Below are 15829 nucleotides of genomic sequence, written 5' to 3'. Positions count from 1 at the left end.
GGGTGGAACGACGGCGCGGGGGAACGGTGATAATTTATGCTCCTTCCGGACAAGGGGCCCGGGCAAGGGGCAAGGATCACCGCATGAATATCGAGTTGCTCGGCTTTGTGACGATGGTTCTCGGGGTGGCCGTTCTGTTTGCCCCGATCCACCGGGCCTTCTCGATCATGGTTCTGTCCACGCTTTTCGGTGCAGCGGCGGCGTTCAGCCTGTCGGGGCTGGGAGGGGCCTCGGTGCTCGTGCCGAGCCTGTTCCTGGTCTTCTACGGTCTGCGCCTGTTCATGGCGTTCGGCGAGGGGCCGGTGCTGGCTGCCGTGGCTGCACCGCGTGCTGGATTCTGGCTTCTGCTTTTGACCGTCTATGCGCTCGCCACAGCGGTGTTCTTTCCGCGGCTTCTGGAGGGAATGGCGGAGACGATGACCGTACAACGGATAGCGGCGGGACGCAGCTCCATCTCCATGGTTCCGTTGGCACCGTCGACCAACAACATAACACAGGCTGTCTATGCGTTGGGCGGGCTGATCTGCTTTGCCTTCACATTCGCCTATCTTCGACGCGTCGGATCGCTCGCCCGTCTTGCCAGCCTTATCCTTGTGCTGGGGGCGGCGAACCTGGCTTTCGCTCTGCTCGACGTGGTCACCTACTATTCGGGGGCCGCCTATCTGTTCGACTACATCCGCACAGCCAACTACGCTTTGCTGACCGGCGCGGAGAAAGCCGGCTTCAAGCGCATTTCCGGCACGTTTCCCGAAGCCTCGGCCTTTGCCGGCTACACGGCGGTGCTGTTCGCCTTCATTGCCAGCCTTTGGCTCGACCGGGTGCGCTCCTGGACCAGTGGTGTGCTGGCGGGCCTGCTCCTCGTTGTGCTGCTCCTGGCGACGTCCACCACCGGGCTCCTCGCGCTGGTGGCGGTCATCCTGTTCCTCGGCCTGAGATCGGCACACGGATCGGTTGGCAGAAAGCCGGTGGGTCGGCCTGTCTTTCTGGCCGGGGCGGTGTTGGGGCTTCCGCTCCTTATTCTACTTACCATCATCCTCATGCCCGAGATGGTGGAGCGGATCATGGAATTTCTGGACGAGATCCTGTTTTCCAAGCTTGACAGTCAATCCGGGCGGGAACGCTTCATGTGGAATGCCGTCGCCTACCAGGCTTTCCTGGATACGTGGGGGCTTGGCGCGGGGCTGGGGAGCGCGCGCGCGTCGAGCTATCTTCTCGTGCTTCTTTCCAATGTCGGCCTGCTGGGCACGATCATTTTCTTCATCTTCTTCGGCTCTATCCTGTTTTCAAAGGCAGGGCCGGGCGGTGCTGGCCAAGACATCGACGACAAGATCGCCCGGGCCGCAAAAGCCGGATTGGTCGCTGGTCTTGCCGAGGCCCTGGTTTCCGGTACCGTTTATGACCTTGGGTTGATGTTCTACCTGTTGGCCGGTGCGGTAGCTGCGATGCACATGCCGGTCTCTGGCGTGGCGAGAGCGTTGGCGCCGGAAGCGTCGCGCACGCGCGACGCGGCAGCCATGCCTTCCGAGAGGGCAAGCCATTGAAGGTACTGGTCTTCAACGTCAAATACAGCCCCAACCTTGGCGACGGCGTTCTGGCCGAGTGCCTCGAGAGCACGTTGCGGCGGAGCGGCTGTGAAGTCGAAACGATCGATCTCGCCGGCCGCCGCGCCTATGGGGACGCAGGAGGCGGCCGCATGGGCGCGCTCGCCATACTCAGGTTGTTGCCGCCGCGCCTGCGTAGGACGGCAGTTGCGTTTGTGCTCGGGCGCAAGTTGCGGCGCTTGCGCGGTGGATGGCAGGCTAGGGTCGAGGCGGCGGACGCGGTAGTCGTCGGCGGCGGTAATCTCTTTCAGGACGACGATCTCAACTTCCCTCTTAAGATTGCGGCAGTGCTGGAATGCGCATGTCGCGCCGAGCGACCCCTCGCCGTCTTTGCCGTCGGCGTCACGGCCCACTGGTCGGACCGTGCGGCAAAGCTTTTCGGCTGGCTGCGCGACTGCCGGATCGTTCACATATCGGTTCGCGACCGCGCCGCGCGGGACAACTGGATCGCCCACTTCGGCCACCGACACGATGTGGAAGTCTGCCCCGATCCCGGCCTGTTGGCGTGCGACCTGCCGCAGGTCGGAGAAGCAGCACCTGCGCTCGACCGCCCGCTCATCGGTGTGTGCGTCACCCATCCAATCGTTCTACGACGGCATGCAGCGATCGCTGACGCGCAGATTCCACTTCTGACGGTGGACGAATACCGGCAACTGGCGGAGTGGCTGATCAATGCCGGCTGCAGGGTTCTGCTTTTCACCAATGGCGCCAACGAGGACCAGCGGTTTCTCGACCGCATCATGCAAAACCGTGCCTGCGCCGCGCACGTGGCGACGGGATTGCTTGTCGCGGCTGCTCCTTCCCACACACCGGCCGATCTCATCGGGACCTTGCGGAGGCCTGCCGCTATTGTCGCACATCGGCTGCATGCCTGCATCGTTTCCTATTCCCTGGGTACGCCACAAATAGGCCTCGGATGGGACCGCAAGGTGGAGAGCTTTTTCAGATCCGTCGGCCGCGAAGGCTTCTTTCTTCAGGGAGATGTCACACCGCAGCAGATCGGCGGGCTTGTCTTGAAGGCTATGGACGAGGGCATCGACGTGGAAACGCACGGCAGGCATCTTGGGCACGCTAGACAGGCGGTGGCGCTGCTTGTGCAGCAGATGCGGAAAACGGTCTGCCAGACGGACGCCGCCGACCCCACGAACGCTCGGCCGAAGGCTTGGAAGGCACCCGATCACCAAGATGTGATCGACGGGGGCAACGCGCAGTTTGCCTTGAAGCGAATAGCGATAGAACCTGAGAGTGACCGAGAAATGTAGTCGCTACCACCTTAGGAGAGATGCCTAGCGAAATTTGCACGTGTTATAAATAGCGAAGTCCAAGAATAAGTAGCATACCAGTAAGAGGTGGGGGTGTGCTTTCCAACGTGACGGGGCATTTCAGAGATATTATTAGGTCTCTTGAGGCGGAGGCTCCGGCTAAAGCTGCGGTGTCGAACGACTCTTGGCCAAAGAGCACCCCGCGATCAGCCATCAGGCGGCAGACCTACAAAGCAGGAACGACCATTTCGGATGGGGACGAGAAGAAGCCTGCAATCCTGCTGGTGATGTCCGGCTGGGTGGCTTCCTGCAAGATGCTGAACAACGGCATGCGAACCGTCCTCGACTTTTCTCTTGCTGGTGACGTCATCATGACGGGGTGGACACGGGAAGCCGCCACGGCTCTTTCTCCTGCAGTGGTGGTGGAGTTGCCGGGGCCGACTTTCGAAGGCCTGCTGTCCTATCCCCAACCGATATCGGAAATCATTCTCAAGGGGTTGGCGAGGCGCTATGCTAGACTGGCCGAGCATGTCGTGAATATCGGCAGGCGGGGAGCGGTCGAGCGCACGGCGCATCTGCTCCTGGAACTCGCATATCGCATAAACGCGCGCGAAAAGGACGGTGCCATAGGCTTTGCCTGTCCGTTGACGCAAGCCGACTTAGGGGATGCGCTTGGCATCTCTGCAGTGCATGTAAACCGCGTGTTGAAAGAGTTGCGCGAAGGCGGCTTCGTGTCGTTCAGGGGAGGAGTTGTCGAGATTTACGATCAGCAAGGCCTGGTGAAACTCGCCAGTTTCGATCCGTCGTACCTCGAATTGAGAACAGTATAGCCCCTTTTCGACCGATGTGGCCTTATGGAGTCACCATTGGTTGTACTTCTGTGCATTATATTACCAAAAAGTTGTTAGGGTATTTGATTAACGGATGATGAATATTTGGCAAGGCATTAATCCAAGTTAGTGCGTCTTATCCACAAGTATGCAGATACTTATGGTCCAAGTTGACCAATCGGGATGCCTCTCGAAAACGGGGGCGGACGGTTGTTCCGCAAGGGTTTGGGGAATGGCAACTGGGGACTGGAGAAGGAAACACGCAGGTTCGCCGCCTTTGGGGTCGGGGCCTGTGCAAGACAAGCAATTGTCAGGGGAGTTGTGTCGTGGAATATGCGAACGCGATTACACAGGTACCTGGCCTTAAACGGGTACCAAACATACCAGGGACTTTGGAGAAAATAGGAGAGTATGACGCAGGGGGAGATCCGGGTGATGAGAAGCACCACGATCTTGTTCTGCTGATCGATCCGCGAGCGCTCGACCGGGAGTGCCTGGCACGGAGCCTGAGCGAGCAAAACCCCGCCATGGATATCGTGGCGGTCGGCTCCGCCAGCGAATGGCGCGGACATCATGAAGCACGTGAACCGTCCGCGGTGCTGTTCATCGTCGGCAGCAGGAAGATAGCCGAACCGGCCGTGTGCGGTGAAATCCAGGATCTGGCGAGGAAATTCGAGGGAAGCCCCGTCGTTGTCGTCGCCGATACAGACGATCTCGGGCAGATCCTGAAGGCGCTCGACTCTGGGGCGAGGGGCTATATCCCCAGCAACGTTGGTGTCGGCGTGGCCGCGGAGGCAATACTGCTGGCACGCGCGGGAGGTGTGTTCGTACCCGCCAGCGGTGTGCTCGCCATGCGCGACGTCATCAACTCGACGACCAACCGCGTTGCCGGTCTCGGCAATCTGTTCACGTCGCGTGAGGCGGAAGTCGCGGAAGCATTGCGGCGTGGAAAGGCGAACAAGATAATCGCCTACGAACTGCAGCTTTGTGAAAGCACGGTCAAGGTCCATATCCGCAACATCATGAAAAAGCTCAACGCCACCAATCGCACGGAGGTGGCCTACAAGATAAGAGAGATGCTGCCCTGACCGGGGGTGTGAAAGTGATTACGGCGCTATCAGCGCCGCTGCGGGGCTTCTCTTGCCCCTGCAATTCGACAGTCGCCGCGAGAGCGGTCGCGGCGGCTGGCTTGACCGGACCCGCTGGTGCGGGTCCGGTCAAGCCGTATCGCTGGGGAATAGATCCCTTATTTTATAAGCGATCTCGGTGCGGTTCGTTGCCTTCAGCTTCTGCATGATATTGCGGATGTGAACCTTCACGGTGCTTTCGCACATGTTGAGCTCATAGGCGATGATCTTGTTCGGTTTGCCCTGCCTGATGGCGTCTGCGACCTTTATCTGACGCGGTGTGAAAAGTTCTACCAGGCGGCTGTTTCGCGACGTGTCGGATGTGATGGACTGGCGAATTGCAAAAACGCTGCTTGCCGGTACGTACACACCCCCAGCAAGTGCCAAATTGATCGCTTCGACACAGACTTCTATGCTCACCGAGGACGGGATATAGCCGCGAACCCCGTAGTCCAGTGCACTGACGATCTGAACGATGTCGTCAGAGTCGGCGAGAACTATAACAGGCAGCGCGCCGGCACTGGAAACGATCTTCTTGATCTGATCGGCCGCATCGGTGGCTTTCTGCGCACCCAGGTGGAAGACAATCGCCGCCAGGGGAGGATGAAGATCCTCCGACGTGCTCCACTCTTCAACTGAACCATAGCCAGCCACGACCCACGAAATGCGTTGTGACACCAGACTGCGCCGCAAGCACTCCCTGCGGAGCGTACGATTGTCGATCAGAGCAACCGATTGCAGTCCTTCGCTGACTTCGACGGGACCATTCCCATCAGACTGCATTTCGTCGTCAAAATTGTCCGTCTCTTCTTTGGAAATGCGTTCCGTACTACGGAACATACCCTGCCTTTCGAGACCAAGGCCTGTATGCGTAGAAAGCATCATGTCGAGCACCCCCTTGTGCGTTGATAATTGGAACTGGTTTTCTTGAAGGCTTGCAAACTAAGGGGTGCCTGTCCCCTTCGTCTGTGAAATTTGCTACACATGCTTCTTCTATTCGTGCAATCGTATGTACCGACTGCAGACGACACGAATGCAAAAGGACCGCGTGGGGTGGCCGTGAATATTCAAGTTGCTCGCGGTTGTCGGAAACCTGCTGCAGAGATATTCTTTTCCGCTTGAAGGCGAGGGGCGGCTAGCCGGATCGAAGATGACTGGACGGCTATATACCCGTCATGTCGCAACCATCGTTTCTATTGATGCCGCTGGCTTTTCACGCCTGATGGGCATCAATGACGAATTTGCTGTAACGGCTTTCGAGGCGCGGCGGGCGATCATTGTAGAAAGTTGCGATGCTGGCGGCGGACGGATGTTCGGTGCGGCAGGCGATAGTCTCATGGCCGAATTCGGAGCGCCGATCGATGCCATGAGGGCGGCGTTCGACTTTCAGGAGAAGATCGCGGCGCTGAACGCCTCCGTTTCCGACGAGATGCGCATGCCTTTCCGCGTGGGCATCAATACCGGGAGCGTGATCGTCCGCGACGAGAGCTTGTACGGCGACGACGTCAACATTGCCGCCCGTATCCAGGAGCTTGCACCCTATGACGGGCTGGCGATCTCCGAGACCACCTGGCATCACGTGAAGGATAAGACGGCCGCCCGTTTCACGGATCTAGGCGAGCGGGTCCTGAAGAACATAGCGCTGCCCGTGCGCATATTCACGGCAACTCACGACGGCAGCGACGGCGCTGATGTGCTCCTCCCTCGTCAGCAAGAGTCCTCTGCGGCCATGCCACCGGCCGTCGCCGTTCTACCTTTTCACAACGAGATCGGGGACCGCGAACTCGACTACGTTGCGGACGGCATTGCGGAGGATGTCATCCAGGGCCTTTCCAACACCCGATGGCTGCCCGTCATCGCCAAGAGCTCCAGCTTTCAGTTTCGCGGCAAATCGCTCGGTACGCGGATGATCGGCAGTGCGCTGGGCGCGCGTTATATCGTCGACGGCAAGCTCGCCCGGGCGAATACATATTTCGCCCTGAAGGTCACGCTCACGGATGCGGCAAATGGAAGGCTGATCTGGTCGCGAGAGTTCAAGCGACGGGCTGACGAGGTGGCAATGCTTCACGACGAGATCGGCGGCATGATCGTCTCGATGCTGGAAAAGGAGGTTGAGCGGGCCGAGCAGGTGCGTACCTTCCAGGTTCCGTGGGAGAGCCTGGAGACATGGCAACTCGTCAGGCGCGGCCGTTGGCATATGCAGCGCCGCAGCCGCGAGGATACAGCCCTGGCGTTCGAGTGCTTTAAGTTGGCGCAGACGAAAGATGCCAATTCAAGTGCGGTGCTCAACGAATTCGCGTGGTGGTATTTCTGGCGTGCATGGCTGCGCTCGGGCGACAGCGACGATCTGGACAAGGTAGTGGAGTATTCGCGCAAGGCGCTGCTGATGGACAGCCAGGATGCACGCCCGCACGCCTATCTTGGCATTGTCGCGATTATGCGCGGTCAGCCGAAGGCGGCTCTCGAACATCTGAGCGAGGCGCTCGAGATAAATCCCAGCTTCGCCTTTGCCCACTCGGCCATGGGGAGCGCGCACCTTCTTCTCGGACAGGCGGAGGAGGCGATCCCGCTTTTTCAGGCGGCATCGCGGCTGAGCCCTTTCGACATCTATGCCTTCCACAATCTTGGTGAGCTGGCCGCTGCCTATTGCCTTACCTCCCAGTGGTACGAGGCAATCAAGACCGCGGACCGCTCACTCAGTCTTTCCCCCGGCTATTTCTATGCACGCTTCCTGAAGATCGGAGCGCTTGCACGCAGCGGCCGTCTTGATGAGGCTCGGCGGGAGCTTTCCATTTTCCGGACACGGCACCCCGACTTCACGAACGCGCGCATCGAATGGATTCCATTCGCCGATGCATCCGCGAAGGCCGCTCTTATAAGCAATTTCGAATTGGCGGGATGACTACAGGCTACGTGATCTGTTTCACATACGCGGGGCGCTCAACGACGTAGGAGCAACTGTTGAATCCCGGAGGGAGAGCGATGGTGGCTGTCAAATACTACGAGGGGGTTCTTAAAGGTCAGAAGGAGCAGCGGCCGCCGACTGAGCTACCCCCGTTCGACATGGAGCGCCTGCGCACGCGAGGCGTGTGGGCGCGTCTCGCGGAGCGACTTCTGGAAGACCCGCGCTGGGCGCTTGCGCTACTTAGGCGTTTTTGGCCGATGCCGCGTTTCGGCAAGTTTCTTCTGGTGACCAGAAATGCGGACGTCCGTGAGGTCCTCGAACGGCAGGATGTGTTCCAGACGCCGTACGGCCCGGAGATGACGGAAATCGCGGGCGGGCAAAACTTCATCCTCGGAATGCATGACGGGCCGCAATATCGGCACATGAAATCCACCATCCTGAGCGCCTTTCCCATAGACGAGGTGGAGCAGGTGGTGAGGCCGCTGGCGGCCCGGCATGCTGAGGAGATCATGCGTCGGGCGTCTCCCGATTTCGACGTGGTGGATAAGCTCTTGAAGGTGGTGCCGGTGCGCATCTGCCGTGACTATTTCGGCATGAGGATCGACGACGAGAAGCAGTTCTCCGACTGGGCGAATGCGCTGAGCGGCCTGTTCTTTGCCGACCCCTTCGCCAATCCGATCGCGCGTGAGCTTGCCGTCGTCGCCGCCGACAGGATGAAAAGAACGATTGACCTGTCCATAGAGGCGGTTCGGGGCGGCACGACAAGCCGGTTGACGCCACTTGGCAGGCTTGTCGACCTGCTCGACGACACCAGTTCCGACCTCGGCATCGGCGATGTCCATTCCATCATGATGGGCATGATCGCGGGCTTTGCGCCGACCAACCTGCTGGCCGGCAGTAACTGCCTTGACGTCGTCCTTTCGCGCAACGAGGCCCGCAAGGCAATCGAGGAGGCCGTCGCCGCGAAGGACGATACACGTCTCGAGCGGGTGATCCTGGAGGCGATGCGGTTCAAGCCGATCTGGATCGGACCGTTTCGCTACACCGCACGCGACGCCGTGATCGCCAAGGGGACGCGGCGGGAACGTGCGGTCAAGGCGGGAACCGCCGTCATGCCGGCGATGCTGTCGGCAATGTTCGATCCGGACGCCGTGGCCAATCCGAATGTGTTCGACATCGAACGGCCGGCGCGCGACTATCTCGTCTTCGGTCACGGCATTCACCAATGCATCGGCGCGGCAATCGCCCGCGTCCAGATCGCCGAATGCTTCCGAGCAATCTTCTCAAAGCCGGGCGTGCGGCGGGCGAAGGGCAGGGCCGGCCGTCTTTCGCGGCTCGGCGCTTATCCGGAGAGCCTGAGGATCGTCTTCGAACCTTCGCCGCTTTCGAAAACGGTAGAGCACTCCATGGTCTCTGTAGTGTTCGCGTGCGACGACGGCACGGAAGCCGAAAAGTTGCGCGAGGAGGTCGGCAAGCTTGGCAACCCGGCGAACGAGCCGGCAGCGGTGGCGCTGGACGCAAGCGGCATCATCCATTTTGCGAGTCTTGCGGTCGTCTGTGCGCCGAGCGCCCCCGCGAACGGTGAACGGACACATCTCGTGCTCGAACTTTCGGGCGACGGCGCGGATGAAGCCGTGGTGCAGGCTTTTGCCGAACATGCCGGTTCTCTGGTTCGCGGCTTGTTGGAGGACCGATGCGGGCTGGATGCGGAAGAGCCGCTCGAAGATTTCATGCGCGCGCGAATGATCAGGATCTCTCCGACATTCGGCAGCAACGTAGGCCTAGTATTTTCCGGAACGCCCGGCCATTCGGTCGCTCGTATTCGTGCAGAGGCGGAGTTGGAGAGTGCGGTGCGCGGGATCGTGGCAAATGCGCAGGGCGATGGTGCCGGCGCCGTGCTTGCCGAAGTGCGGGAAAAGCTGACGCAGGGTGACTGCTATCGATGGGCATTGGAGCCGGCGCAAAGCCTTCTGGAAATGCCGAAGGGAAGTGCGTGGGCTGCGTTCAAGAGGACGATCCGGTCGCCGAGGCTGCTGGTGACCGCTGCAATCGTGCTTCTTATGTGCTGGGGGATTACCTACAGCCTTGTCTTCGGATACGTGCCCGGCGTCTTCCGCAATCTTCTGGTGGCCGGGACCTCGCTCGTGCTTGCTCTTGTCGGCGTCAGCATGTCTCTGGCCTTCGTCGGCCTGCTCCTTCATATCGCGCTCCGGCGGCTTGAGAAACGGGACGTGCCCAGCGACACTCAGCCAGATCCGGAAACACTGGCCGAGATCGTCAGGCGGGAAAACCACTTCCCGCAGAACAACCTAACCGCCGTCTCGGTCATGAAGCCCGGCATGCTGCGGCGGCTGACGCTGCGTCTTTCCTTCTATCTCATCTCCATCACGGCCCGGAATGTCTTCCGACCCGGTTTCCTCGCCGACATTAACACAATCCATTTTGCGCGCTGGGTGTTGCTGCCTGGCACGGACAGGCTGGTGTTCTTCAGCAACTACGGAGGCAGTTGGGAAAGCTATCTCGAAGACTTCATCGCCAAGGCGCGCGCCGGTTTGACCGGGGTCTGGAGCAACACGCAGGGCTTTCCGAGGACCCGTTCTCTTTTCTTCGAGGGCGCGAGAGACGGCGCCCGCTTCAAGCGGTGGGCGCGGGCACAGCAGATACCCACCCTTTTCTGGTATTCGGCCTATCCCGGCCTCAACACAAACCGCATTCGTATCAACGCGCTCATAAGAAGCGGCATTGCGAAGGCCGAGACCGAGAGCGAGGCGCGCGACTGGCTTCGGCTTTTCGGTTCCCAGCCGCGCCCGCACGACGCGCTGGAAACGGAAGAGATACAGACGGTTTTCTTCGGCCCCCTCGGCCCCCTCCAGCATGCGCACATGACGGCGGTTAGCATTCCCGAGGGCCTTGCACGAGGGAAGCGCAAGGCATGGTTGCGCTTCGTGGAAGAGAGGACCAGCTTCGGCAACGGGCTTCCCGTGAAGCGGGCGATGACAGTCATGTTCGGGCCGAACGGGCTGGCGCGCCTCGGCCTCGACGATCATACGCGCGAGAGCGGGCTTGAGACCTTCCCAGCGGTATTCCGCCAGGGAATGGCCACAGAGCCGAGAAGCCGCATACTCGACGACGTCGGCCGCAGTGCGCCGGCGTGCTGGGAGTGGGGATCGGCGGAAAAGCCGGTGGATGCAGTGGTCATATGCTACGCGGCCGATGAGGAGACGCTCACGGAGGATGTCCGGGAATTCCACGCGTGCACGGAAGAGGCGGGGATGACGATCGTCACCCAACTGCCGCTCGTGATAAACAGGCAGGGGAAGCAGGCGGTCGAACATTTCGGATTCGCAGATGGAATTTCGCAGCCGGTTGTTCTGGGCACCCGGCGCGCCAATGCGCCGGTCCCCTCCATGCACCTGGTGGCCCCCGGCGAGTTCCTCCTGGGTTACAAGGACGAGAGTGGTTTTTATCCGCTGACCCCGACAGTTCCTTCCTCACGCGACCGCTGCGGCGTACTGCCGGCAGTGGAGAGCGAGCATCAACCGCTCTTCGGGGCAACAGCACAGTTGCGGGACTTCGGCAGGAACGGCTCCTTTGTCGTGGTGCGCCAGATCGAACAGCACGTCGAGACGTTCCATGCGTACTGCAAGAAGGCCGCAAGGACGGCGCGGTCGCAGACCGGCAATTCCGCCATCAATGCGCGCTGGATCTCCGCGAAAATGGTTGGCCGCTGGCCTGACGGAACGTCGCTCGTCCGCAACCCCAACGGCCGCAAGGCACGCAAGCCGGACAACGATTTCTCCTACGCGACGGAGGACCCGCAGGGGCTACGCTGCCCGTTCGGCTCGCATGTGCGCCGTTCCAATCCGCGCGACTCTCTGGGCAACGACAAGGAGACACAGATCAAGCTCAACAATCGCCACCGCATCCTGCGCTGCGGGCGCTCCTATGAGAGGGGAAGCGAAAAGGGGCTGCTCTTCATGTGCTTCAACGCCGATATTGAGCGCCAATACGAGTTCATGCAGCAAAGCTGGGTCTCGGCCGCCACCTTTCACGGGCTTCTGGCAGAGAAGGACCCGACGATCGGAGCCAGTGGCGGGGAGGGGCGCTTCACAATCCCTTCCAGCGACGGCTCACTGGTGCTGACCGGCCTGCCCGAATTCGTCACCACGCGCGGCGGCGGCTATTTCTTCATGCCGAGCCGGTCGAGCCTGCGCTATTTGCTCTCGCAGCTTTAAAGCGTCCCCGGGAACGCCGCCGAACCGATCACGCGTCCCCCAGGTCGACGATCTCCTGCAAGCCATCCGCATTCGTCACGCGGATTGCGCTGCGCTTTATCATGATCAGCGAACGGCTACGCCATTCGTTCAGCATCTTGTTGACTGATTCGCGGGTCGCCCCCAGAAATGCGGCGAGTTCAGCTTGTGAAATTGCAATCCAGCCATCCTTGTCAGCCAAAATCCCGGAGAGGAACAACAGCCGTTTGGCGAGGCGGGCTTCGATCTTGAGCAAAGCCTGATCGTTTCGCTCGCCGCTCACCCAGCGTAAGCGTGCGCACAAAAGCCCTATCATCGCCAGCGCGAGGGCGGCGTTTTTCTCCAGCTTGTCAAAAAGCTGCGCTCTGTTGAGGGAAACCAGCGTGCAATCAGTCAGGCAGAGGGCGCTCGCCGTGCGGGCGCCTCCGTCAAGCACCCCGATCTCGCCGACAAGACTGCGCGACAATTCGATATTGGCAACGAGCTTGCGCCCGCCCGGAGAGTAGATCGAAATCTCCACCGTGCCCGACAGGACGCCGTAAATGCGATCGGCCACGTCCTCCTGCATGAAGAGGTGCTCGCCGGCGCTGTATCGTTCCGGCCGGCATTCGCCGAACAGAAGGTCGAACAGATCGGGGCGCAACCTTGCCAGGCGTGGAGCGAGGTCACCGCTCCACGGGGCACTCATTTCCCGGATTCCAGGCTGCTCCGCCGTCATCTATACAACCTGCTTGATCAGGCTTGGGCACATAGTGGGCTGCAAGGGCCCCGACGTCAATTCGCCGGACTTGAACTCTCGCCTTTGCGCCTCTGCGGGGCGTGGCAAATGGGCTGGATATCGGCTTGGCCAGCTCGCACGGCAGCCGTTCACAGAGAGGGGGGAGGGGAGACCCGGGGCAAGCGGGGACGCCCGGTCTCTTTCGCAGAATTAAGGGCTTCATCGGACAACCGAGTGAGATAGTCCCGACGGGGATGCGCAAAGACCAGATCAAGCCTCAGGCGTCGACAAGTATGGTCGTCGGTCTGGTCCCCGGCGTCAGTCGCGGTTTGGCCCTTTTGGACGTCGACAGGGCCCGATTCAATGCCGTTTGACATCAACCGCCCGCCCGCTGCCTTTGATTCCCTTCTGGTCTCCGCGTTCTGCTGTCTCGCCGGCCCAAAATCTTTCTGAGCGCGATCTCACCCCGTCGGGCGCATTGGCCTGCACGCGCCTCCGCCGCGGCGGGTTTCCCGCTCGGCTCGGCATTCAAGCCACCACCGATTGCAGAGCTAATCTGCGTGCTATCCGCTGCAGGAAGTAAATCGCCAGGAGGCAGCATGAGCTGACAAGGACCGGGCAGACGGCTGGCGCCGGACCTCCCGCTCGCCCGCAAGGGAAGATGCGTGAACTTGCCAATCTCGTATACATTATTTATATGCCTAGCCAGTACGCAATATACATTCCTGCGCGTCGTCCAGGGAGCGAGGACGGCTAAGAGTGCTTCCAGATTCTTGATTATCAAGGCTTTTCCGGAAGCCGCAGCCGCACACTGCAATTATCTACTACGACTTCAACATATATAGACAGTGAAGTATCTTCATAGTATATGGTTATATCGAATACTATTCCTGAGTCTCAGCAAACGGCATCGTTGCTGGCATGCGTGTTAACCGTCGGCATCGTGTTGGAAGTTGTTGAAGACCGGGTCCAGGCCGAAAGTGCTGCTTCCGCCTTGGTTGATCTGCCGCCGAAAACGGCATTGCGACATCTATGCAAGCAAGCCGGTTTGCGGGTCCGGTGGCGTCGCAGGGCCTTACGGAAGCTGGGAGATTCCAGCCTGCCGATCGCCTGGAAAGCAACTGATGGCGACTGGGCGATCCTGACCATGAAGGACGACCAGTGCGCAGTCATTCAGCGCAAGGAGCATATCGAGCCGTTGCGTCTTTCCCTTGATGAGCTCGAAGCCATCTGGAGCGGCGAAATCGTCGAAGTCCGCGGCGGAAAGAACGGACACGGCACCCCCACCTTTGATGTGACCTGGTTCATTCCCGAGTTGCTGCGCTACCGTAATCTCGCTTGGGAAGTCCTAGCCGCGTCCGCCTTCATGGAGCTGCTGGCGCTCCTTTCGCCGCTTTTCTTCCAGGTGGTCATGGACAAGGTCCTCGTGCACCACGCCACCGCTACGCTGAATGTGCTTGCCACGGTCCTCGTTGTCGTCTCGGTGCTGGAAGTGGTGTTGAGGTGTTTGCGCCAATACGTGGCTTCGCAGACGGCACTTCGCATCGATGCGCGTCTGGGTTCCAATCTGTTCAGCCATCTGATGGCACTCCCGCTGTCCTATTTCAAGGCGCGCAGCGTCGGCGTTACCGTCACGCGCGTCCGCCAGCTGGATACCCTGCGCGAATTCCTGACCGGCGCGATCAACACTCTGGTGATTGATCTTGCCTTTACAGGCATCTTCTTCACGGTGATGTATTTCTATTCTCCTTTTCTGACGGCGATCGTTGCCGCCTCTATCCCCTGCTACTTTGTCGTAGGCTATCTGGTTACGCCACCGCTGCAGCGGCGCATCGAGTCGCTTTACCGCGACAGCGCGGTCAATAACGCCTTCCTCAACGAAACGCTTACCGGCATCGAGACCGTAAAGTCCCTTGCCTTGGAGCCGCAACTCACCCGGCGCTGGGAGGGGCAGACACGATCATTTGTCGCCTCGAATTTCGAGGCGCAGCGTTTCATGCAGTTGTCGAGCAATTTGGTCCAGACGATCCAGAAGATCGAGATGGTTCTGGTGACGTGGTTTGGCGCGCGGATGGTTATCGGCCTGGAACTGTCCATCGGGCAACTCATCGCCTTCAATATGATGGCCAACCACGTCAGCCAGCCTGTCGTGCGCCTTGCGGAGCTTTGGCGCAAATATGTTCAGGCCAGGGTTGCCATCGATCGGCTGGGAGACGTGCTGAACACGCCGGCCGAAAGCGAAGCGCAACAAGGGACGCTGAGCCTGCGGCCGAAGGGTGACATCCGTTTTGAAGGCGTCAGCTTCCGCTATGCCCCCGATGCACCACCCATCCTGCAGAACCTCAGTCTAGAGATACCATCAAGGGCCATGGTTGCGCTGGTGGGCCCATCCGGCTCTGGCAAGAGCACTATCGCCCGCCTGATCCAGAAGCTCTACCATCCGGACGCAGGGCGCATCCTCCTCGATAACATGGACCTTGCGCGCCTGGATGCAGCCTCTGTACGCCGGCACATGGGCGTGGTCCTGCAGGAAAATTTTCTCTTCAACCGGTCCATCAGAGAAAACATCGCGCTCACCGACCCTGCGGTTCCGCTGGAAAAGGTTATCCGAGCGGCGGAAATGGCTGGTGCACACGAGTTCATCCTGGAGCTGCCGGAAGGCTATGGCACGATTCTCGCAGAAGGCGGGGCATCGCTGTCCGGCGGGCAAAGACAGCGCATCGCAATTGCGCGTGCCCTGCTTGCCGATCCTGCGATACTGATCTTCGACGAGGCCACCAGCGCCCTCGACGAGCACTCGCAGGCGATCATTCAGCGCAATCTACGGGATATCCGTATTGGCCGAACCGTACTCATCATCGCCCATCGGCTGTCGACGGTGCGTGCTTGCGACCGGATCTTCGTCATTGACAAGGGAGCCGTTGTCGAAACCGGCGATCATAAAACCTTGATCGCCCAAGAGGGGACGTATGCCCGTCTCTGGCATGCGCAGTCTGGCCGGTCACATGGCGCTCCTGGTGCACATGTCGATGAAATCGGGGCGAGCGCGGAGCTCCTTCCGGGAAGGGCTGCTGCCATGCCACAGGAGGGGGAACAGGTATAATGTTTCAGGGAGTCCGACATCATCTCCGCA

At 60.2% G+C, this 15829-nt stretch carries 9 protein-coding genes; 7 read left to right on the top strand and 2 right to left on the bottom strand.

Going from position 1 to position 15829, the window contains the following annotated elements; genetic code table 11:
• Positions 1-83 precede the first annotated feature (83 nt).
• From N5A92_RS11055 to N5A92_RS11040, 4 genes are all read left to right on the top strand, one after another.
• Entirely contained in the window at positions 84-1541 is a 1458-nt protein-coding gene (locus N5A92_RS11055; RefSeq protein ID WP_260902618.1) for a hypothetical protein, read from the top strand.
• Positions 1538-2863 carry a polysaccharide pyruvyl transferase family protein gene (locus N5A92_RS11050; protein ID WP_260902617.1) on the top strand — a complete coding sequence of 442 codons (1326 nt, stop codon included), beginning with the start codon at positions 1538-1540 and terminating at the stop codon, positions 2861-2863. Before N5A92_RS11055 ends, N5A92_RS11050 begins: the two co-directional genes overlap by 4 nt.
• A gap of 95 nt (positions 2864-2958) precedes the next feature.
• Positions 2959-3693 (top strand): Crp/Fnr family transcriptional regulator, encoded by a 735-nt coding sequence (locus tag N5A92_RS11045; protein WP_260902616.1) that lies wholly within the window; start codon positions 2959-2961, stop codon positions 3691-3693.
• A 392-nt stretch (positions 3694-4085) separates the two neighbouring features.
• Positions 4086-4781 carry a response regulator transcription factor gene (locus N5A92_RS11040; protein WP_260902615.1) on the top strand — a complete coding sequence of 232 codons (696 nt, stop codon included), beginning with the start codon at positions 4086-4088 and terminating at the stop codon, positions 4779-4781.
• A gap of 129 nt (positions 4782-4910) precedes the next feature.
• Here the strand turns inward: N5A92_RS11040 and N5A92_RS11035 are convergent, their stop codons facing one another.
• Complete coding sequence (locus N5A92_RS11035; protein ID WP_260902614.1) at positions 4911-5705, bottom strand: LuxR C-terminal-related transcriptional regulator; 795 nt, start codon at positions 5703-5705, stop codon at positions 4911-4913.
• A 265-nt stretch (positions 5706-5970) separates the two neighbouring features.
• Here N5A92_RS11035 and N5A92_RS11030 point away from each other — a divergent pair, with 265 nt between their 5' ends.
• Together N5A92_RS11030 and N5A92_RS11025 are read left to right on the top strand one after the other, a co-directional pair.
• Positions 5971-7722, top strand: coding sequence for an adenylate/guanylate cyclase domain-containing protein (locus N5A92_RS11030; RefSeq protein WP_260902613.1), 1752 nt, complete (start codon positions 5971-5973; stop codon positions 7720-7722).
• Between the two features lie 80 nt (positions 7723-7802).
• Entirely contained in the window at positions 7803-11960 is a 4158-nt protein-coding gene (locus N5A92_RS11025; protein WP_260902612.1) for a cytochrome P450, read from the top strand.
• A gap of 28 nt (positions 11961-11988) precedes the next feature.
• On the opposite strand, the gene N5A92_RS11020 is transcribed toward N5A92_RS11025, so the two are convergent.
• Entirely contained in the window at positions 11989-12666 is a 678-nt protein-coding gene (locus tag N5A92_RS11020; protein WP_260902610.1) for a Crp/Fnr family transcriptional regulator, read from the bottom strand.
• Between the two features lie 943 nt (positions 12667-13609).
• Between N5A92_RS11020 and N5A92_RS11015 the strand changes: the two genes are divergently transcribed.
• On the top strand, positions 13610-15799 hold the full coding sequence (locus tag N5A92_RS11015; RefSeq protein WP_260902609.1) for a type I secretion system permease/ATPase: 2190 nt from the start codon (positions 13610-13612) through the stop codon (positions 15797-15799).
• Positions 15800-15829 lie beyond the last annotated feature (30 nt).

It is taken from the genome of Chelativorans salis, from assembly GCF_025336525.1.
Classification (GTDB): Bacteria; Pseudomonadota; Alphaproteobacteria; order Rhizobiales; family Rhizobiaceae; genus Chelativorans; species Chelativorans salis.
The sequence above is the reverse complement of the archived record's forward strand: the minus strand, read 5'-3'. Positions and strand labels throughout refer to the sequence as shown.

Bases quoted from the DNA above. Each gene is read 5' to 3' on its own strand.
- N5A92_RS11055 (WP_260902618.1), top strand. From the start codon at position 84: ATGAATATCGAGTTGCTCGGCTTTGTGACGATGGTTCTCGGGGTGGCC.
- N5A92_RS11035 (WP_260902614.1), bottom strand. From the start codon at position 5,705: ATGATGCTTTCTACGCATACAGGCCTTGGTCTCGAAAGGCAGGGTATG.
- N5A92_RS11030 (WP_260902613.1), top strand. From the start codon at position 5,971: ATGACTGGACGGCTATATACCCGTCATGTCGCAACCATCGTTTCTATT.
- N5A92_RS11025 (WP_260902612.1), top strand. From the start codon at position 7,803: ATGGTGGCTGTCAAATACTACGAGGGGGTTCTTAAAGGTCAGAAGGAG.
- N5A92_RS11020 (WP_260902610.1), bottom strand. From the start codon at position 12,666: ATGAGTGCCCCGTGGAGCGGTGACCTCGCTCCACGCCTGGCAAGGTTG.